This window comes from Kitasatospora sp. NPDC005748, from assembly GCF_040630735.1.
In the GTDB taxonomy this organism is placed as follows: domain Bacteria; phylum Actinomycetota; class Actinomycetes; order Streptomycetales; family Streptomycetaceae; genus Kitasatospora.
The window spans coordinates 16,250-34,754 of the sequence record NZ_JBEXYD010000064.1 but is presented as its reverse complement, the minus strand read 5'-3'; the positions used below and the strand labels follow the sequence as shown (position 1 = coordinate 34,754).

Below are 18,505 nucleotides of genomic sequence, written 5' to 3'. Positions count from 1 at the left end.
CGGAGGTCGCCTCGTGGCAGCGGACACATCCACCGGTACCGGGCCCGCGTACCCGGCGATGCCGGACCCGTGGACCCTCCGTTACGAGGGCTTCGAGCCTGCCGAGGAGGGCCTGCGCGAGGTGCTCTGCGCGGTGGGCAACGGTTACCTGGTGACGCGCGGCGCGGCCCCCGAGGCGGTGGCCGACGGCGTGCACTATCCGGGCACCTACCTGGCCGGCTGCTACGACCGCGCCGCCTCGACGGTCGCGGGCCGGGTGGTCACCAACGAGGACCTGGTCAACTGCCCCAACTGGCTCCCGCTGACCTTTCGCCCCGCCGGCGGCCCCTGGTTCACCGGCCCACCGGCCGAACAGAGCGTGGAACTGGACCTGAGACGGGGCGTGCTCACCCGGCACGCCCTCGTCGTCGACTCCGCAGGGCGACGGACCCGGCTCGTGCAACGCCGTCTGGCCAGCCAGGCACGGCCCCACCTCGTCGCCCTGGAGAGCACTTTCACCCCCGAGAACTGGTCCGGGCCGCTGGAGATCCGCTCGGCCCTGGACGGTGCCGTCGCCAATACCGGCGTGGCCCGCTACCGGGGCCTCACCGACCGCCACCTCGAACCGGCCGGCCACGGCACGGACGAGAACGGCGTGCTCTGGCTGGAGGCCACGGCCGCCGGTTCGCCGCTGCGCATCGCCCTTGCCGCCCGAACCTCGATCCGCGGCTGCGACGAGCGCCTGCGGTCGGCCGACAACCCCGGGGAGGGCCGGGTGGCACAGATCCTCACGGTGGACGGCGAACGGGGCCGGCCCGTGACGGTCGAGAAGACCGTGGCGGTCCACACCTCCCACGACCCGGCGATCGAGACGCCCCTGCACGCCTCCCGGCTGCTGGCCGCCCGGGCTCCCGGATTCGACCGACTGCTGGCCGAACACGCCCTCCGCTGGACCGAGCTGTGGCACAGGTGCCGGATCGAGGCGGATTTCGGGGGCGCCGGTCCGTTGCACCTCAACCTGTTCCACGTACTGCAGACCTACTCCGAGCACTCCGTCGACCTCGATGTCGGCGTACCCGCGCGCGGGCTGCACGGCGAGGCCTACCGCGGCCACGTCTTCTGGGACGAGCTGTTCGTCCTCCAGCTGCTCAACCTGCGGTTCCCGGAGCTGGCCCGCGCCGTGCTGCGCTACCGCCACCGCCGTCTGGACGCCGCCCGGCAGGCTGCCCACGAGTCGGGGCTCCGCGGCGCGATGTACCCGTGGCAGAGCGCGAGCGACGGCCGGGAGGAGTCGCAGCTCCTGCACCTGAACCCGCTCTCGGGGCGCTGGCTGCCGGACCACAGCCACCTCCAGCGGCACGTCGGGTCGGCGGTCGCCTACAACATCTGGCAGTACTACCAGGCCACCGGTGACATGGACTTCCTCGCCGGCCCCGGCGCCGAGATGCTGCTGGAGATCGCCCGGTTCTGGTCCTCCGCCGCCGGCTACCACCCGGCCCGGGACCGCTGGTCGATCCGCGGCGTGCTCGGCCCGGACGAGTACCACGACGCCTACCCCTGGGCAGAGGGGCCGGGTCTGGACGACAACGCCTACACCAACGTCCTCGCCTCCTGGGTACTCACCCGCGCCCTCGACACGCTGCGCCTCCTGCCCGGCTACCGTCACGACGAACTGGTGGAACGCCTGAGGCTCGACGCCGGCGAACTCGACCGCTGGCGCGAGGTGAGCCGGCGCCTGTACGTCCCCTTCCACGACGGAGTACTCAGCCAGTTCGACGGCTACGAGCGGCTCACCGAACTCGACTGGGCGGCCTACCGCGGCCGCTACACCGACCTGCGTCGACTCGACCGGATCCTGGAGGCCGAGGGCGACACGGTCAACCGGTACCGGGTTTCCAAGCAGGCGGACGCGCTGATGCTCTGGTACCTGTTCTCCGCCCGCGAGGTCCGGGACCTGCTGCGCCAGCTCGGCTACCCGGCCCGGCACGAGCTGCAGCGCCGCACCACCGCGTACTACCTGAGGCGCACCGTCCACGGCTCGACGCTCAGTTCGGTGGTGCACGCCTGGGTGCTCACCCGCTCCGATCGCCGGGCCTCCTGGCGGTACTTCCGCGACGCCCTGGTCGCCGACCTCCGGGACGGCCAGGGCGGGACCACGGCGGAGGGCATCCACCTCGGTGCCATGGCGGGCGCCGTGGACCTGCTCCAGCGCTGCTACACCGGGCTGGAGATCCGTGAGGACGCCCTCTGGCTCGATCCGCACCTGCCGTCCGCCCTCGGCTGCCTGACTCTGGAGCTCCGCTACCGCGGCCACTGGGGCGTGCTCCTCGCCGTCGACCACGGGGCGGTGACGGTGAGCCTGCGCGACGGCCCGCAGGACCCCGTCCGGATCCGCCTCCGGGGGACGACGACCAGCGTCGCACCCGGCGAGACGCGCGTCCTGCCGCTCTGACGCCGACGAGCACCGCCGCGGTCACCGCCGGCCGGACCAGAGCGGCTCCACCTGCTCCCAGGCGGACTCCCACTCGAGATCGGCCCCGCGCTCCAGCCGGCACCGCCGCATCACGTACCCGCCGACGACCGGCAGGGAGAGCGCGATCCACGCACCGGCGCCGATGACCGCGGCGTTCGAGAGGACCGTACCGCTGGACGGGGCGGGAGCCGCCGGGAGGCCGCCGTCGTCGACCTGGATCACGACCGCCGTGCCCGCACCGGCCCCGGCCGGAACCGCGATCAGCCCAGTTCCGGGACCGGCCGGATAGGTCCACCCGGCCTGCGCGTGGGAGCGGGCGCCGCCCGCCCGGAGGTCGTCCGGCTGGGCGGGCCCCGAGGTGACCGCGGTGACGGTGTGCCGGTGCCGGGCGATCTCGTGGGCGTCGTGCGCCCCGGCCCGGAACAGCAGCAGGCCCACGCCGGCGGCGCCCGCCAGCGCGGCGACGAGGGCCAGTGCCAGTGCCGTCACAAGGCGGCTGTACGCCCGGTCGACCCTGCGGCAGAGCGGGTTGCGGTCGTGCCCCACGGCGCGGCGGAGGTGCTGCCCCAGGCGGGTGTGCATGGCCGGGTGTCCATGAGTGGTGACTGCACCGGACATGACGCGCCTCCTCAGTGTCGGACCGGTCCCCCGCCGGCCCTGCAATCAGTCTTCCCGCGGCGACCGGGACGGCACAGGGTCCGCCGGATCGGCCGCGCGGCCCTCCCGTCCCCGGAACAGCGGGCCGGACAGCCCCGATCGGGGGCCGTCCGGCCCCTGCCGTGACCCGCCGACCGTGGTGCCATGGAAGGACAAGCCGGCCGGATCGAGCCGGGAGCACGCCGTGGGAGCCGCACGGGGAGACCGGATCGCCGTCCGAGGCACCCGTCCGGGAGCAGCGCGGTGCGGCGGCGGCCGCCGCGGCCGGCGCGGCCGGCGCGGGGTCGATCTCGGCGACGGACACCCGGGTCCCTCACTACCGGCACGATGAGCCCGCCGTCGGCACGAGGGTGGGCCGGACGTCGGAGGGCCGTCACCGTGGGCCGTCGGCTGTGGAAACGGGGCCAGCCCCGGTGTCCTGCCGCCGGACCTGCTGACCGACCCCCAAGACCCCCGTCCCGACATCGGAGGACATCATGAACGGACCGATCGTGGTGGGCTTCGACGGCTCACCCGAGAGCGTGACCGCGACCGGCTGGGCAGCCCGCGAGGCGCTGCTCCGCGGACTGCCCCTGGAACTCGTCGAAGCGTGGCCGTGGCCGAAGACCGACGTCCTCGGCACCGACCAGGCGATCGCCTGGAGCCGACAGCGGCTGGCCGCCAAGGAGGCGGAGCTACGGGCCGTCCTCGCCTCCGGTGCCGAGGTCACCTCGGCCCACGTCCCCGAGGACCCGGCGGAGGCCCTGGAGGCGGCCGGCCGGGGCGCCACCATGCTGGTGCTCGGCTCACGGGGCCTGAGCACCCTGCGGGGCTTCCTCGTCGGTTCCGTGAGCCAGGAGGTCCTGCGCAGGGCGACCTGCCCGGTGGTCCTGGTCCGGGCGGAGGAAGCCGGTAGGAAGCCGGCTCAGGCGGAGGACGCCGCCGACGACGCGGCGGCGGACGGCGAGGTCCTCCTGGGCCTGGACCTCCGCCGCCCCTGCGACGACGTGATCGCCTTCGCCTTCGAAGCGGCCCGGCTGCGTTCCGTGCCCCTTCGGGTCGTCCACACCTGGGACCCGCCCGCCGGCAGCGAGTACATGGCGTTCGCCGCCATCGGTGCCATGGACGCGGAACTGTCGGCCTCCGAGCGGCAGCAGCTCTCGGACGCGATGGGCCCCTGGGGCTCCCGCTTCCCCACGGTGACCGTCGCGACGGACCTGGTCCGCGGCCACGCGGCGGTCGGACTCGTCGAGGCCGCCGCCGGTGCCGGGCTCCTCGTGGTCGGCCGCCGGGTCAGGCGCGCGACGCTCGGTGCGCACCTCGGGCCGGTGGCGCACGCCGCGATCCACCACGTCCACTGCCCGGTCGCGGTCGTCTCCTACGACTGAACCCGCGGAAGGCCGTCCGGCTCGCCCATCGGGGCCGAACGGCCCCCTCTGACAGCCCGGGTGACGACGCAGGCTGGTGCCTAGAGGTGAGAACGATGCACACAGTCGTCGTGTACGAGAGCATGTACGGCAACACCCGCGAGATCGCCGAAGCCATCGCCGAGGGCGTTCACCGGGCCGACCCGGAGGCATCCGTCGACTGCCTCCCGGTGTCGCGGGCCGACGCCGAGGTGGCCCGCACGGCGGACCTGCTGGTCGTCGGCGGCCCCACCCACATGCACGGGATGTCCTCCGGCGTCAGCCGCCGGATGGCCGCCGTGGGCGAGGCGAAGAAGGAGGGCAACGAGGACGCCGCCCACGAGGCGCACGAGACCGCCAGGGGTCCGGGTCTGCGCTCCTGGTTCCACTCGCTCCCCAAGACCGAACCCGGCACTCACGCCGCGGCCTTCGACACCCGCGCCGGCACGCGAATGAGCGGCGGAGCCGCGGACGGCATCGCCCAACGGCTCACCCGCCACCGCTACGACGTCGTCACCGACCCCGAGGGCTTCGTCGTCGAGGAGACCGACGGCCCCCTGCGGCAGGGCGAGATCGAGCGGGCACGGGCCTGGGGCGCCGGGCTGGTCTGAGTCGGCTGCGGGCCAGCGGGAGACGTCTCTCGATGTGCGGGGCGCGGACGCGGTGATCGACGCCTGCCGGCGCTGCCTCGCGTCGCTGTTCACGGACCAGGCGATCGACTTCCGCGCGAGCGGATGGGCGTCGACCGCCCCTTCCCGGCGCTGTCGGCCGGCGCCCAGCTGACGGTCCGCCCCGACCTCGCGGGAGCCGGGATGGCGTTCGCCCCCGATACCGACACCGGTTTCCCCGGGGTGATGGTGCCGGGCGCCGCCTGGGGACCGGGCGAGACGCGGCCGGTGTCACGCTGCCCGCTGGCGGGAGACCGCCGCCGCGCCGGACACCCGGACCGGCGCGGCCCCCGGCTCCCGAAGGATCCGGCCGAGACTACCGAGGTCCGCCGCAACCGGCCGGCGGGCCCGTTCAGGTACCCGCCACCTCGTTCGCGTATCGTGCGCCGACATCGGAATCCGCGAAGGGCAGTCCATGAACACGTCGGCGTCACCAGCCGCTCCGGAGACGTTGGGACGGCATCTGGGCCTGTTCGACGCCGTGGTGATCGGGCTCGGGTCGATGATCGGCGCGGGAGTCTTCGCGGCGCTCGCGCCCGCCGCTTCGGCGGCCGGCTCCGGGCTGCTGGTCGGCCTGGCCTTGGCGGCCGTGGTGGCGTACTGCAACGCCACCTCGTCGGCCCGGCTGGCCGCGCGATACCCGCGGTCCGGGGGCACCTACGTCTACGGCCGCGAGCGCCTCGGCGACTTCTGGGGCTACCTGGCCGGATGGGCCTTCGTGGTCGGCAAGACGGCCTCGTGCGCGGCGATGGCACTCACCGTGGGCTCCTACGTGTGGCCCGCCCAGGCGCACGCCGTCGCGGTCGCGGCAGTGGTGGCGCTGACCGCCGTCAACTACGTCGGGGTCCAGAAAGCCGCCTGGCTGACACGTGCGATCGTCGCCGCCGTCCTGGCCGTCCTGGCCGCGGTGGTCACCGCCTGCCTGACCGGCTCGACGGCCGACGCCGGCCACTGGGCGGTCGGCGCGGACGCCGGCTTCCACGGCGTCCTGCAGGCGGGCGGCCTGCTGTTCTTCGCGTTCGCCGGGTACGCGAGGATCGCCACGCTCGGGGAGGAGGTGCGCGATCCCCGACGCACCATCCCCCGGGCGGTCTCGCTCGCCCTCGGCATCACCCTGGTGGTGTACGCCCTCGTCGCGCTCGCCGTACTCGCCGTACTCGGCCCGGCCGCTCTGGCCCACTCGGCGGCGCCGCTGGTCGACGCCGTCCGGGCCGCCGGCGCCCCGGGCCTGGCCCCGGTGGTGCGCGCGGGTGCGGCCGTGGCGGCGCTCGGCTCGCTGCTCGCACTGATCCTCGGGGTCTCACGCACCACCCTGGCGATGGCCCGCGACCACCACCTGCCGCACCGGCTGTCCGCCGTCCACCCGCGTTTCGGCGTGCCGCACCGCGCGGAGCTGGCCGTCGGCGCGGTGGTCGCCGTCCTGGCGGCCACCGCGGACGTGCGCGGCGCGATCGGCTTCTCCTCCTTCGGCGTACTCGCCTACTACGCCGTCGCCAACGCCTGCGCCTGGACCCTCACGCCCGCGGAGGGACGCCCACCCCGGGTCGTGCCGGTGGTCGGCGCGACGGGCTGCCTCGTCCTGGCCGCCGCCCTGCCGGCCGCCTCGGTGCTGTGGGGCGCCGCCGTGATCGCGCTGGGCGCCACCGTCTACGGCGCGCGCGGGCTGCTTCGCCGGGGCTGAACACGCCTCGGTGGCCGACCGTCGCACCGACGGCCGGGACGCGCGGGCCGGCCGGACGCCGGCCGGCCGGGAGTCATGGTGACGACGGTGCCGCCGCCCGGGCATCGGGGCAGCCGAGAGTCACCGTGACGACGGTGCCGCCGCCCGGGCGCGGGGACAGGGTCACCGTGCCGCCGTGGGCGGTGGCGACCGCCTCGACGATCGCGAGGCCGAGTCCGGTGCCGCCGCTCGTGCGCGAGCGCGAGCTGTCGCCCCGGACGAACCGCTCGAAGACGTGCGGGGCGAGCTCGGGAGGGATCCCCGGGCCGTCGTCGGAGACCATGACGCGGCGGGCTTCGACCCGCAGGACGACGGTCGTGCCGTCGGGAGTGTGGCGGTGGGCGTTCGACAGCAGGTTCGTGACGACCTGGCGCAGCCGGTGCTCGTCCCCCGTCACGACCACCGGCTCGGGCGGCAGTTCGAGCCGCCAGTGGTGGCCGGGCGCCGCGACCCGCGCGTCCTGGGTGCAGTCGAGGGCGATGCGGGTGAGGTCGACCTCCTCGCGGGCGAGCGGCCGCCCCGCGTCGAGCCGGGCGAGCAGCAGCAGGTCCTCGACGATGGCTCCCATCCGGACGGACTCGGCATCGATGCGGCGCAGGGAGTGCGTCACCTCGGCCGGAGTGCCTCCCGGGTGGCCGAGGGCGAGTTCGGCGTGGCCCCGGATGGTGGCGAGCGGCGTCCGCAGTTCGTGGCCCGCGTCGGCGGCGAAAGCGCGCAGCCGGTTCTCGGACGCGTGGCGCTGGGCGAGGGAGTGCTCGACGTGGCCCAGCATCCGGTTGAAGGCGAGGGCGACCCGGCCGGTCTCGGTCCTCGGGTCCGCCCCCGGTACCCGGTCGTCGAGGACGACCTCGCCCGCCGCGAGCGGGAGGGCGCCGATCCGTTCCGCGGTGTCGGCGATGCGGTTCATCGGGCGCAGCGAGAGCCTCACCCAGAGGGTGCCGGCCACGCCGGTGATGCCGAGGGCGATCGCGAAGGAGACCAGCTCCAGTGCGACGACGCGGTTCTCGGTCTCGTGGACCTGGTGCAGGGGGAGGCCGGTGATCAGGACGTCGCCGTCGCGCCCGGCGACGGCGCGGAGGCGGTAGGGGCCCAGGCCGGAGAGGCGCACCGAGCCGGGTGTTCCGCCCACCGGGAGCCGGGCGAGGTTCTGCCGGTCCCGCTGGGTGAGGGCGACGGTGTCGTCGGTGTCGGCCGGGAGAGTGCCCTCGGCGACCCCGTCGTCGTCCGCGTCGCCGTCGACCACGCCCGCGTTGGTGACCTGGCCGTTCACCAGGCGGGCGCCGAAGGTGCCGGGGCTCTGGGCGCGGGTGTCGCCGCGTGGTCCCGGGCCGGCGCCGCCGTGTTCCAGGCTGGCGGCGTACCGTCCGCCCGCGTCGGCGAGGCGCTGGTCGAGCTGGTTCACCAGGTAGTGGTCGAGCGCGGTGGTGACGGCTAGGCCGACACCGGCGAAGGTGACGGCCAGCAGGGCCAGCAGGCCTGCGACCAGCCTGCTGCGGATGGTGCGCGGCACGAGGCGGCTGTCCACCAGCCGGCCCTTCACAGAGCTGCCCTTCACCGAGCGATCCTTCAGGGGGCAGCCCTTCACCGAGCGGCCTTCACGTGACCGGTGCTTTGATCAGGTAGCCGGCGCCCCGGACGGTGTGGATCATCGCCGGCCGGCCCGCGTCGACCTTCTTGCGCAGATAACTGATGTAGAGCTCCACGACATGGGCCTGCCCGCCGAAGTCGTAGGACCAGACGGCATCCAGGATCTGGGCCTTGCTCAGCACCTGGCGCGGGTGCTGCATCAGGTAGCGGAGCAGCTGGAACTCGGTCGGGGACAGCTCGACCGGGATGCCGCCCCGGAGCACCTCCCTGGACTGCTCCACCAGGACGAGGTCACCCAGCACGAGGGCGCCCGCCGGCACTGCGGCCGCGGAGGTGTCCGCCGCCTGGGCCCGCCGCAGCAGCCGCCGCAGCCTGACCACGACCTCCTGCAGGCTGAAGGGCTTGGTGACGTAGTCGTCGCCGCCGGCTTCGATCCCGGCGATCCGGTCCTCGACGGCGTCGCGGGCGGTCAGGAACAGCACCCGTACCTGGGGCTGCTCGGCGTGGATGCGTGCCAGCACCGCCATGCCGTCCAGGCCGGGGAGCATCATGTCCAGCACGACGGCGTCGGGCTCCCAGCCGCGGCACTCCAGCACCGCCTCCTCCCCCGAGGCCGCCCCGCGCGACTCCCAGCCCTCGTGGCGCAGGGCGGCGCACAGAACCTCGACCAGGTCGGGTTCGTCGTCGACGACCAGGACACGCGGGGTGGGCACGGGCATGGCATCCAATCCGGTCGGCGCTCCCGGTCGCAGGGGGCATGCGGTAGCTCTCCGCGCCATTGTGCCGTGCCAGGGTGAGAATCCGCTGAGACCGCGAACCGTCGATCATGGCCCTGAGCTGGCAGAACTCTCTGCGGGAGGGTCCGTGGCGGCGGAACTCAGAGGGAACTGAGAGGTACGGCTGACACGGTGGGCCGGTCTCCGGATCACGGTCGTCCGCGCACCCTGCCGGGCCGCGCGCAGGACGTCGGAGCCGCGCAGAGAGGAACAGGACCATGGGTACCGCAGTCCGGCGACCGCGTCGCGCCGCGCCCGCCGGCCACCCTCGGCACCAGCGCACCTCGCAGCGGCCGGTGCTCCCGCCCTGGCTGCTCGCCCGGCTCGTCCCGCCGGCCGTGGCCACCGGAGCGGGCGCCGTGCTCGCCCTGTGGTGGCAGGACACCTACGCGGTGACCGGTGCCGACCAGTGGCTCACCGGGGCGGGCCGGATCACCGGCCTGCTCGCCGGGTACGCCGCGCCGGTGCTGCTCCTGCTGATGGCCCGGATACCCGCCCTGGAACGGGACGTCGGCGCGGACCGGCTGGCGTGCTGGCACGCGATCGGCGGGCGCTACCTGGTCGGTCTGGTCACCGTCCACGTCCTCACCGTCGTCTGGGGGTCCGCGCTCACCGCGCACCGGGCCGTCGTCGGCGAAACCGTGCGGATGGTGCTCCACGACCCGGACATGCTCAAGGCCACCGCGGCCACCCTGCTCCTCCTCGGCACCGGCGCCGTCTCGGCCCGGGCGGCCCGACGCAGGCTGGGCTACGAGACCTGGTACTACCTGCACCTGGCGACCTATCTCGCGGTCGCCCTCGGCTTCGCCCACCAGCTCACCAACGGCGCCGACCTCGGCCGAGGGCCCGCCCACGCCGGCTGGTACGTGCTCTACCTCGGCACCTTCGCCGTGCTGGGCTGGTACCGGCTCGCCGTCCCGTTCCTCCGCGACCGCCGCCACCGGCTGCACGTCGCGGAGGTCCGTCCCGAGGGCCCCGGGGTGGTGTCCGTCTTCCTGGCCGGTGAGCGGCTGGCCGAACTGCGCGCCGAACCGGGCCAGTTCTTCCGGCTCCAGTTCCTCGCCCCCGGGTTGCGGTGGGCCGCCAACCCGTACTCGCTCTCCGCACCGCCCACCGACCGGTTCCTGCGCTTCACCGTCAAGGGGCTCGGCGGCCACAGCGCCGCCCTCGCCGGCCTCCACCCGGGCACCCGGGTGCGCGCCGAGGGCCCGTACGGGGCCTTCACCGCCCGCCGGCGGACCCAGCGGCGTGTCCTGCTGATCGCCGGCGGCGTCGGCATCACCCCGCTGCGGACCCTGTTCGAGACCCTGCCGGCCGGGCCCGGTGAGCTGACCCTGCTCTACCGGGCCCGGGACGGCGAGGACCTGCTGTTCCGGCAGGAACTGGAGCGGATCGCCGGGACGCGCTCGGCCCGCCTGTCCTACCTCGTCGGCCGTCGTGACGTGACGGGCGACCCGCTCTCCGCCGCCGCGCTCGGCCGGCTGGTGCCGGGCCTGGCGCGGCACGACGTGTTCCTGTGCGGGCCGGCGGCCATGACCGGGGCGGTCACGCACGAGCTGCGTGCCGCCGGCGTCCCCGCCCACCGCATCCACCACGAGTCGTTCGACCTCTGAAGGAGCCCGCCATGCGCCGCGCCGTTCTGGCCAGCACCGTCACCGCAGCCGGCGTCGTCCTGCTGCTCTCCCTCAAGCCGCACGGCTCCGCCTCCCCCGGGGCCGCCCCCGTCATCGGTTCCGATCCGGGCGGCACCGCGTCCGCCGCCCCGGCGACGCCCGGGGGGTCGTCGGCCGGGGAGCCATCGTCCGGGGGTTCGTCGCCCTCGGCCGCCGCAGGAGCGGGTAACGCTTCCGGCACCCGGGTCGTCACCGGCAACGCCGTCGACACCCGCTACGGACCGGTCCAGGTGCGGATCACCCTCAGCGGCGGCCGGATCACCAAGGCCGAGGTGGTGCGGTACCCGTCGGAGAGCAGGCGCGACCTGGAGATCAACCAGTTCGCGCTGCCCCGGCTCAATCAGGAGGCCGTCTCCGCGCAGAGCGCGCGCGTCGACGCCGTCGCCGGCGCCACCTACACCAGCGAGGGCTACCGGCGGTCGTTGCAGAGCGCCCTCGACCAGGCGGGCGTCTGATGCTCGGACACACCGAGCACGCCATGGGGACGGTCTTCTCCTTCGCCGTCCGCGACGCCGCGCCCGCCGACCTCGCCCCGGCCCTCGCCGAACTCCACCGGCTCGACCGGCTCTTCTCCACCTACCAGCCGCTGAGTCAGATCAGCCGTCTCGCCCGCGGCGAGCTGACCCTCGCCCAGTGCGATCCGCTGGTGACCGAGGCCCTCGACCACTGCGCCGCCGTGGCACGGGAGACCGCCGGCTACTTCTCCGTACGGGCCGGCGGCTCCCTCGACCCGTCGGGCTGGGTCAAGGGCTGGGCGATCGAACGCGCCTCCCACCTGCTGACGGCTGCCGGGTTCCCGCACCACAGTCTGACCGGTGGCGGAGACGTCCAGACGGCCGGAGCCCCGGCGCCCGGCCGCTCGTGGCGCGTCGGCATCGCCGACCCGGCGGCCCCCGGCCGGCTGGCCGCCGTCGTCGAGGCGCGCGACCGCCTCGCGGTCGCCGGATCCGGTACGGCAGAACGCGGCCAGCACATCCTGGATCCGCACACCGGGCTCCCGCCGCACGGCGCGCTCTCGGTCACCCTGATCGGCCAGGACATCGCGCTCACCGACGCGTTGGCGACGGCCGCCTTCGCCATGGGGCCAGCCGCCGCCCTGCACTGGGCCGAGCTACGCAGCGGCATCGAGGCCCTCGTGATCCTGTCCGACGGCACCCGCCTGGGCACCTCCGGCCTGACCGCCCTCCTCGCCGCGCCCTGACCCGGGACCACGGCCGCACCGACCCGGCCCTTCGGCGTCGGGTGTTCGTCACGCGGGTGCCTCCGGTGCGCGCGGCCGGGCGCCGTGAACTCCGCCGCCCCCCGGGAGCTCTGTTCCCACGTACCGGGCGCAACTCACCGTTGCGGCGATCACCGCCGTCCCGACGGCGTGGGCGCTCTACGGGGCCGACGCCCTCGGCTCGCGTACCGAGGACGTCGCCGTCCGACGGCGCGCGGCTGGGCGATGGTGGCCACCACCGGCTGGTGTGGCCCCCGCAAGGCCGGGAGCTGAGCGGTCCCACGCGGCTGCGCCACCGCCGAAAGACTTGACGCCGACCGTGCGACGCGGTGCCATGAGTCCGGACGGAGGGGGCACACGGTGGCCGACGAGGGCAGCGATGCCGAGGGCCGGAGCGACGAGCGCCGGAGCGACGAGGGCGACGGTGACCAGCCGGATCGACCGGATCGACCGGATCGACCAAAAGGCCCGTACCAGAACGGATTTGAGGACACCTTCTGGTTGGTACTGCTCGGGCTGATCGTGGTGGTCCTCTTCTTGGTCGGCCTCCTCTCCTCCTTGGGCGGTGACGCCGGACCGGCGAACCAGGACTGGAACTCCGGCTGGCACTGAGCGGGGCGTCCGGCGCTCCGCCACCCGCTGCCCTCCGAGCGGCCTCCGCAGTGACCGCCGTCGTCGGTCACTGACGGGTCTTCTGCTCCGTCAGTCAAACGACTGATGTGCACCGCGCTCGGGTCCGCCAGGGTCGAGGGCACCGGGTACTTCCCGGTGGCGGGCGCGCGGGCGTGCCGCGAGGCCCGTCGACGCACGTGAACGAGGAGTACCAGGATGGCAACCAGTCAGCGGTCCGTCGCACGGTGGAGGACGGTCGTGGTCACCGGGGCAGCGGCGCTCGCCGTCGCCGGCGGCGTCGCCGCACCGGCCGGAGCGGCGACGCTCCCAGCGGGTTCGGCGGCGGACCGTCCGTTCGCCGGGAACCAGGACCTGCGCGACGCCGTGCAGGCGGGGGAACCGGCGCACCCCCGGGACCACCCGAGCGGTCGCCCGCTGCTCAGGCACCACTGGATCATCAAGGCCCAGTACGGCACCGTGTCCGCCCTGAACCGGGCGACCAGCTTCGGCTGGCAGCGCAACTACAAGGACTGGACGGTCGCCATCGTCGGCAACGACATCAAGGGGAAGAGGGTCACCGTCTACACCAAGATCACCAACCTGTTCTACGGTGAAGGCGGCGTCATCGGCGCCCAGACCGCTCCGACACCGCAGGTGCTGATCGCCAAGAACACCATCAAGGCCCAGAACGTCGACATCGTCACCGAGATCGTGAACGTCCACTTCATCAGCCCCCAGTGGCAGGACGTATTCAGCGCCGACTGCAGCGCCCAGGAGAACCTCCGCGACGCTGTGAAGGCCCAGCTCGCCTGCACGATGGGCTGACCCCCTCCGGACCGGCCGGTCGGTCGCAACACCGACCGGCCGGTCCCCAAGGCGCCGTGGTCGTGCCCGCGCATCCAGCACAACGGTGGCACCTCCCCCGCCGGTTGACGGGACGCATCCGTCGGTTGTCCGGCGATCGGACTCGCGCCAGATGTTCCCCGGGCGATCTCAGCGCGGTGCACCGCGTTCTTCCGCAGAGCACGAACTATCTGGCGGGCGCGCATGAGGTGCGGTCCGCCGAATGGCTTCCGAAGTGAGCCGGTACGACGGCCTGCTCTGGGTCGTGAAGGCTCCGTTGAAGACGCGAACGCCCCTTACTCGGGCTCGCCGTCGGGTCTGCCGTGAACGAGTGGGTGCTGACGGCGCGCGGTCGGTGGCGGTTGGCACCCCGGGAGTGGGTGTCCCGGCCGGCGCCCACGGTTCCTCCCTCGTCTCGGAGGCCCACGTCGTAGACCTCCTGCCGCGACAGCCCCCGGGCAGCCGTCAGCCCGGAGCCGAACGACGACCGGGCCGCCCTCCAGCCCCGGGCCGCGACCCGGCCGGCGCCGCGAAACCGAGGCGACGGCGCGGCAGCCCGTGTGACAGCCTGAACGGATGGCTGACGAGGACTGGGTGAGGATCTTCACCGTCGAGAACGCGACCGGCATGCCGCACCCCGGACTGGCCCTCGCCGTTTGACTGCGCGACCACGGCATCGACTGGTCGCCGGTCGACGAGCAGGACATCCGCTGCGACCTGACCTGCGGGCCCGACCGCGAGTCGGGCCGATGGCGGGGCTTCGTGACCGTGTCGGTCCGAGCCGGTGCGCTACGCCCGCTGGGTCTGCACCCGGACCAGCCGACCGCCCGCGCCGCCCTGCCGCTCGCCCCCGACTGGTGGGGCTCCTGGACGCGCACCCGGAGACCGGCCGTCCGGCGCTCGGAGGTCGCCGCCGCCCGGCGCCTGTGGGCCGCGCCCCACCGGCCGGAACGGTTGGCCGAGCTGATCCCGGACGCGCTCAGGGCGTCCCCGCTCCCGGCCGCCGCGCAGGCTCTCGCGGACCTGCGTTCCGTCGTTGAAGGCGACCGGACCGGCACACCCACCGGTTGACGGGCCGACGGGCCCGAGCACCGCTCGGGGGTCCCCGACCACATCGACGGACCGGAGCACAGCGGGCGCGGGAGTGGTCACGACCACCCTGCCCGCGCGGTGGTGGCGGCGCCGGACGGTGATCCGATCGAGGATCACCCGGGGGAGCCGAGCGTGCGCCCGCCAAGGGCGAGCCCGCCCCGGAGCACTGTCTCCCACCACGCCGGCGGTCGCGTGACCGGCATCGATCTGCCCAGAGAGCGCCGCCGCATCCTCGCACCGAACTCAGGCGGACCGGCCCGTCCCACCCGCGGAGGAAGGGGATCGTGCAGCCTTGCCACCTACCGCCGGTACGCCCGCTCCTCGGCCGAGGCGCCCTCGACGACGTCATGACGGTCAGGAGACACGGCATGCCCCCACCGGTTGGTGGTGGCTGCTCCCACCGACAAAGCGCTCGCCGTTCATGGCCGGCTCGATGCGGCGGCGCCGACGTGGACCCCCGCCGGAGTTCAGCGGGGGTCCACGGTTCGGACCGCCGTGGAGGGCCGGCCTCCGTCCGAGCGGCACGCCGGCCGACCTCAGCGACCCTCTGTCACCGGCCCGACGCCGACCTCACTTCCTCAGGTGACGGGCGAAGAACTGGGCCGCGACGTCTCCCGCGAACTGCGGGACGCCGGTGTGCCCGCCCATGTTGGCGTGCAGGGACTTCTCCTGGGAGCCGAAGGCGTCGAAGAGGTCCAGAGCCGCCTGCCGGTCGTTCCCTTCGTCGTCCCACTGCAGCAGGACGTGCAGCGGGATGGTGATCTGCCGGGCCTCCTCGAACATGGCGCGAGGCACGAGACTCCCGGCGAAGAGCCCGGCGGCCACGATGCGCGGCTCGACCACGGCGAGCCGGATGCCGATCGAGATCACACCCCCCGAGTACCCGACCGGGCCGCCGATCCCGGGCAGCGCAAGGAGGGCGTCCAGGGCGGCCTGCCACTCCGGGACCGCCTTTTCGACCAGCGGGAGGACGAGGGCGTCGACGATCTCGTCGCTGACCGGCTCACCCGCCTCCATCGCCCGGCGCAGGTTCGCGCGGACCTGATCGACGGCGGCCAGACGGGGCCGGTCACCGCTTCCGGGGAGCTCGATCGTGGCCGTGGCGAAGCCCTCCGCCGCGGAGTGCCGGGCCCGGTCCACCAGCCGGGGGTACATCTTCCGCAGTCCGAGGGGCGGGTGGCCCAGCAGGATCAGCGGCAGCGGTGCGGATACGGCGGCGGGCGTCCACAGGATGCCCGGAATCTCACCGAGGGTGAATTCGCGTTCGAGGACGCCTTCGTCGAGGCGCTGCTCGGAGGTGAAGCGCATGGTCGTGCCTTTCGGGAGTGCACTGAACGGCGCTCCCGGACGACCTGCCTATCGCCCGACCGTGACCCCGGAGGGGAGCACCCATGTCGATACTGCGTTCACGGGTACCACCTCCTCGATCTCTCGCACGGTCACCGGGAATGTAGCAGCGCACCCCTCGTCCACCAAACGGGTTTCCCCACGGCCTCCGCGAACAGCTTCTCCGGGCCGAGCAGCGGCCTCGTTCACGCGCCGGAACTCCCGACCAGGACAGGGCCGACCCCGGCTTCTGCCGGCCGGGGTCGCGGGAGAACCGCCCTTCGCCGCCCCTGAACGCCGACGAACGCACCAGGCTCGAAAGCCGGCTCGGCTCTCACGGCGCGACCCTCCCCATGACCTGTGAGGGTCCGGACGACGAACAGGCCGCCGTCGCGTCCGCGCCACCGCCCGGTTTCGCGTTGACCGGCCTCGACCGCGGTGAGTCACCCGTGCCCTCCATCACGGAAGGGCGGTCCTCCCCGCAGGCCGGGCCCCGACGTGGGAGGGTTGGCGTTCCCCCTGGTGGGCAGGCGTAGACCGCACTCCGGCCGCCCGGAACAGCCGGGCATCTGCCGGGAACCGTTATTCTCCTATCACTGCTGGCGGGGGTGACCTGGGAAGGGGGCGGGGTGAGAGCGGCGCGGGCTTTGGCGACCCTGGACGAGGTCGGTCTCGGTGACCACGTCTGCTGGCGGATGGGCCCCGCTGCCACGTTCGCCGACGCGCGGGCCTATCTGGCGGACGGAGCCCTGTACGGGGACAAGGTCGTGGTCATCGGTTCCCTCGGCACCGCCGGGATCGAACGTGACGGCAGTCCCTCCACCTCGGTGGTTCTCGACCTGCCGGACGTTCTGGACATGGACATGATGCTGGCTGCGGTGCGCAGGGAAGTCCACACCGCGACCCGCGAGGGTTTCCGGTCCGTACGGGTCCTCACCGAGCGGATGCCCCCGACGGCAGCCTCCGGGGCGGAGGAACTACTGGCCGGGGAGCTCAAACTCGACGAGTTCGCTTCGGAGAGCGGCGCCATGGTGGTGTGCGCGTTCCGGCCGTCGCGGTGGGACCGGACTACCCTGGACGGTGTGGCGTGCATGCATCCTCACGAGGTGGGCACACGTGCTGCGCGTCCGTCCTTTCGGATGTTCAGCACGGGCGCCGACAGGTGGAGCGTGGACGGAGTGGTCGACTTTGAGGGCGCGGCCGCGTTCAATGCCGCGGTCCGCGCCGCGGTCAGGAAGTCGTCGATGGTGAAGCTGGGGTTCCACGATCTTGAGCTCATCGACGCTGCCGGCATGCAGGCTCTGGTCGAAGCGGCCCGTCACCTGCCGGGCCGCCGGATCGTCGTGGAAGGCGCCAACGAGACCGTGCTCCTCTGCTGGGAGCTGGCGGGTTTCGCGGCCGCCGACCTGCCGGTGGTGATGGCGACATGACCGCGACCGTACCCCCGCCGTCCGACCGGGGCGAGAGCCCGTTCCGCCACGAGCTGTACCCCTATCGCGGGGACGCGCAGTTCCTGTCCGGGACCCTGGGATTCATCCACGAGGCCTTGGAGGCCGACGAGGCGGTGGTCGTCGCGGTCCCCTCGGACAAGACCTCGCTGCTGCGCGGCGAACTCGTCGACGAGCCCGCAGTCACCTTCGTCGACACGACGACGGCCGGGTCCAATCCCGGTCGGCACATCGCGGCCTGGTCGGCCTGGATGACCGAGCGGGGTGAAGGCGGCAGGCCGGTCCGGGCCATCGGTGAGACCGCCTGGCGCCATGCGCGCAGCACAGCGCACCTCTCGGAGCTGCGGTACCACGAGTGGCTGCTGAACCGGGCCTTCGCGCGCAGCGCCACCTGGTCGATGCTGTGCCCCTACGACGCCGCCGACGACGACGAGGACGCCCTGCGATCGCTGTCGCGCTGCCATCCGCTGATCCGCCGGGCCGACCGGGATGCGGCCAACGAGGAGTATCTGAGCGCCGAGGAGTACCCCTTCGAGGAGCTGGCCGACCCGTGCGATCCCTTCCAGGAACTGAGCTACACAGAGGGTGATATGGCCGCGATCCGCGCGAAGGTGACGCAGTGCGCGACCGACGCGGGTGTCCTGCGGGACCGGTTGCCGAAACTGGCCGTCGCCGTCACGGAGATCGCGACGAACAGCATCCGCCACGGGGGCGGCCACGGCACCCTGCGCACCTGGGCCCAGGACGCGACGTTCCTCTGCGAATTCCGTGACTCCGGCTACATCTCCGACGTGATGGCCGGCCGCAGCCGCCCCACCGCGGAACAGATCGGCGGCCGCGGCCTGTGGCTCGCCCACCAGCTCTGCGACCTCGTCGAGATCCGCTCCAGCCGCGCCGGGGGAACCACCGTCCGCCTGCACATGGACGCGCCCCGGCAGCAGTAGTGGACCGCCGGAGTCCTGCGCGCGGCGTGAGGGGCGCCGCTTCGCCGACGCCACCGCCCGGCAAGCGCTGACCGGGCCCTTCCGCCGCTGTCCGGAATGCTTC

The 18,505-nt window shown here is 73.7% G+C and carries 16 protein-coding genes and 1 pseudogene; 13 read left to right on the top strand and 4 right to left on the bottom strand.

Translation table 11 applies throughout. The features are described from left to right. The first annotated feature begins 13 nt into the window (after positions 1-13). Positions 14-2,431, top strand: coding sequence for a glycosyl hydrolase family 65 protein (locus ABZ495_RS30920; RefSeq protein ID WP_359839173.1), 2,418 nt, complete (start codon positions 14-16; stop codon positions 2,429-2,431). A 21-nt stretch (positions 2,432-2,452) separates the two neighbouring features. Here ABZ495_RS30920 and ABZ495_RS30915 read toward each other — a convergent pair whose 3' ends face one another. Beyond that, complete coding sequence (locus ABZ495_RS30915) at positions 2,453-3,070, bottom strand: hypothetical protein (protein ID WP_359839171.1); 618 nt, start codon at positions 3,068-3,070, stop codon at positions 2,453-2,455. 515 nt (positions 3,071-3,585) lie between these two features. Between ABZ495_RS30915 and ABZ495_RS30910 the strand changes: the two genes are divergently transcribed. The 4 genes and pseudogenes from ABZ495_RS30910 (at position 3,586) to ABZ495_RS30895 (ending at position 6,843) form a co-directional block, all read left to right on the top strand. After that, positions 3,586-4,476: a universal stress protein gene (locus tag ABZ495_RS30910; protein ID WP_359809496.1), complete on the top strand. Its 891-nt coding sequence runs from the start codon at positions 3,586-3,588 to the stop codon at positions 4,474-4,476. A 95-nt stretch (positions 4,477-4,571) separates the two neighbouring features. Next, the gene (locus ABZ495_RS30905; RefSeq protein ID WP_359809497.1) at positions 4,572-5,105 is read left to right on the top strand and encodes a flavodoxin domain-containing protein; all 534 of its coding nucleotides are present in this window, start codon (positions 4,572-4,574) and stop codon (positions 5,103-5,105) included. Positions 5,106-5,124: 19 nt separating this feature from the next. Further along, positions 5,125-5,277, top strand: a pseudogene (locus tag ABZ495_RS30900) (hypothetical protein); the annotation flags it as partial. A 300-nt stretch (positions 5,278-5,577) separates the two neighbouring features. After that, the gene (locus ABZ495_RS30895) at positions 5,578-6,843 is read left to right on the top strand and encodes an APC family permease (RefSeq protein ID WP_359809499.1); all 1,266 of its coding nucleotides are present in this window, start codon (positions 5,578-5,580) and stop codon (positions 6,841-6,843) included. Positions 6,844-6,916: 73 nt separating this feature from the next. Here the strand turns inward: ABZ495_RS30895 and ABZ495_RS30890 are convergent, their stop codons facing one another. Further along, on the bottom strand, positions 6,917-8,437 hold the full coding sequence (locus ABZ495_RS30890; protein ID WP_359839169.1) for a HAMP domain-containing sensor histidine kinase: 1,521 nt from the start codon (positions 8,435-8,437) through the stop codon (positions 6,917-6,919). A 40-nt stretch (positions 8,438-8,477) separates the two neighbouring features. After that, entirely contained in the window at positions 8,478-9,182 is a 705-nt protein-coding gene (locus ABZ495_RS30885) for a response regulator transcription factor (RefSeq protein ID WP_359839167.1), read from the bottom strand. A 281-nt stretch (positions 9,183-9,463) separates the two neighbouring features. On the opposite strand from ABZ495_RS30885, the gene ABZ495_RS30880 reads away from it, so the two are divergent. The 6 genes from ABZ495_RS30880 to ABZ495_RS30855 all read left to right on the top strand — a co-directional run bounded on the left by ABZ495_RS30880 (position 9,464) and on the right by ABZ495_RS30855 (position 14,663). Then, positions 9,464-10,858 (top strand): ferredoxin reductase family protein, encoded by a 1,395-nt coding sequence (locus ABZ495_RS30880; RefSeq protein WP_359839165.1) that lies wholly within the window; start codon positions 9,464-9,466, stop codon positions 10,856-10,858. 11 nt (positions 10,859-10,869) lie between these two features. Next, the gene (locus ABZ495_RS30875) at positions 10,870-11,373 is read left to right on the top strand and encodes an FMN-binding protein (RefSeq protein WP_359809506.1); all 504 of its coding nucleotides are present in this window, start codon (positions 10,870-10,872) and stop codon (positions 11,371-11,373) included. Next, positions 11,373-12,119: an FAD:protein FMN transferase gene (locus ABZ495_RS30870; protein WP_359839163.1), complete on the top strand. Its 747-nt coding sequence runs from the start codon at positions 11,373-11,375 to the stop codon at positions 12,117-12,119. Before ABZ495_RS30875 ends, ABZ495_RS30870 begins: the two co-directional genes overlap by 1 nt. A 378-nt stretch (positions 12,120-12,497) precedes the next feature. After that, positions 12,498-12,749: a hypothetical protein gene (locus tag ABZ495_RS30865; RefSeq protein WP_359839162.1), complete on the top strand. Its 252-nt coding sequence runs from the start codon at positions 12,498-12,500 to the stop codon at positions 12,747-12,749. 216 nt (positions 12,750-12,965) lie between these two features. After that, positions 12,966-13,574: a hypothetical protein gene (locus tag ABZ495_RS30860; RefSeq protein ID WP_359839160.1), complete on the top strand. Its 609-nt coding sequence runs from the start codon at positions 12,966-12,968 to the stop codon at positions 13,572-13,574. 780 nt (positions 13,575-14,354) lie between these two features. Beyond that, positions 14,355-14,663 carry a hypothetical protein gene (locus ABZ495_RS30855; protein ID WP_359809514.1) on the top strand — a complete coding sequence of 103 codons (309 nt, stop codon included), beginning with the start codon at positions 14,355-14,357 and terminating at the stop codon, positions 14,661-14,663. 591 nt (positions 14,664-15,254) lie between these two features. On the opposite strand, the gene ABZ495_RS30850 is transcribed toward ABZ495_RS30855, so the two are convergent. Next, complete coding sequence (locus tag ABZ495_RS30850; protein ID WP_359839158.1) at positions 15,255-15,992, bottom strand: alpha/beta hydrolase; 738 nt, start codon at positions 15,990-15,992, stop codon at positions 15,255-15,257. Positions 15,993-16,657: 665 nt separating this feature from the next. Between ABZ495_RS30850 and ABZ495_RS30845 the strand changes: the two genes are divergently transcribed. Together ABZ495_RS30845 and ABZ495_RS30840 are read left to right on the top strand one after the other, a co-directional pair. Then, a complete protein-coding gene (locus ABZ495_RS30845; RefSeq protein ID WP_359839156.1) occupies positions 16,658-17,440 on the top strand; it encodes an MEDS domain-containing protein in 783 nt (260 codons plus the stop codon). Continuing rightward, positions 17,437-18,402, top strand: a complete 966-nt coding sequence (locus ABZ495_RS30840) for a sensor histidine kinase (RefSeq protein WP_359839154.1) — start codon at positions 17,437-17,439, stop codon at positions 18,400-18,402. Before ABZ495_RS30845 ends, ABZ495_RS30840 begins: the two co-directional genes overlap by 4 nt. Positions 18,403-18,505: the final 103 nt, after the last annotated feature.

What these genes read in the sequence shown, in the direction of transcription:
- ABZ495_RS30850 (WP_359839158.1), bottom strand. Translation starts at nt 15,992, where the DNA reads ATGCGCTTCACCTCCGAGCAGCGCCTCGACGAAGGCGTCCTCGAACGC.
- ABZ495_RS30915 (WP_359839171.1), bottom strand. Translation starts at nt 3,070, where the DNA reads ATGTCCGGTGCAGTCACCACTCATGGACACCCGGCCATGCACACCCGC.
- ABZ495_RS30895 (WP_359809499.1), top strand. Translation starts at nt 5,578, where the DNA reads ATGAACACGTCGGCGTCACCAGCCGCTCCGGAGACGTTGGGACGGCAT.
- ABZ495_RS30875 (WP_359809506.1), top strand. Translation starts at nt 10,870, where the DNA reads ATGCGCCGCGCCGTTCTGGCCAGCACCGTCACCGCAGCCGGCGTCGTC.
- ABZ495_RS30905 (WP_359809497.1), top strand. Translation starts at nt 4,572, where the DNA reads ATGCACACAGTCGTCGTGTACGAGAGCATGTACGGCAACACCCGCGAG.
- ABZ495_RS30910 (WP_359809496.1), top strand. Translation starts at nt 3,586, where the DNA reads ATGAACGGACCGATCGTGGTGGGCTTCGACGGCTCACCCGAGAGCGTG.
- ABZ495_RS30880 (WP_359839165.1), top strand. Translation starts at nt 9,464, where the DNA reads ATGGGTACCGCAGTCCGGCGACCGCGTCGCGCCGCGCCCGCCGGCCAC.
- ABZ495_RS30840 (WP_359839154.1), top strand. Translation starts at nt 17,437, where the DNA reads ATGACCGCGACCGTACCCCCGCCGTCCGACCGGGGCGAGAGCCCGTTC.
- ABZ495_RS30870 (WP_359839163.1), top strand. Translation starts at nt 11,373, where the DNA reads ATGCTCGGACACACCGAGCACGCCATGGGGACGGTCTTCTCCTTCGCC.
- ABZ495_RS30860 (WP_359839160.1), top strand. Translation starts at nt 12,966, where the DNA reads ATGGCAACCAGTCAGCGGTCCGTCGCACGGTGGAGGACGGTCGTGGTC.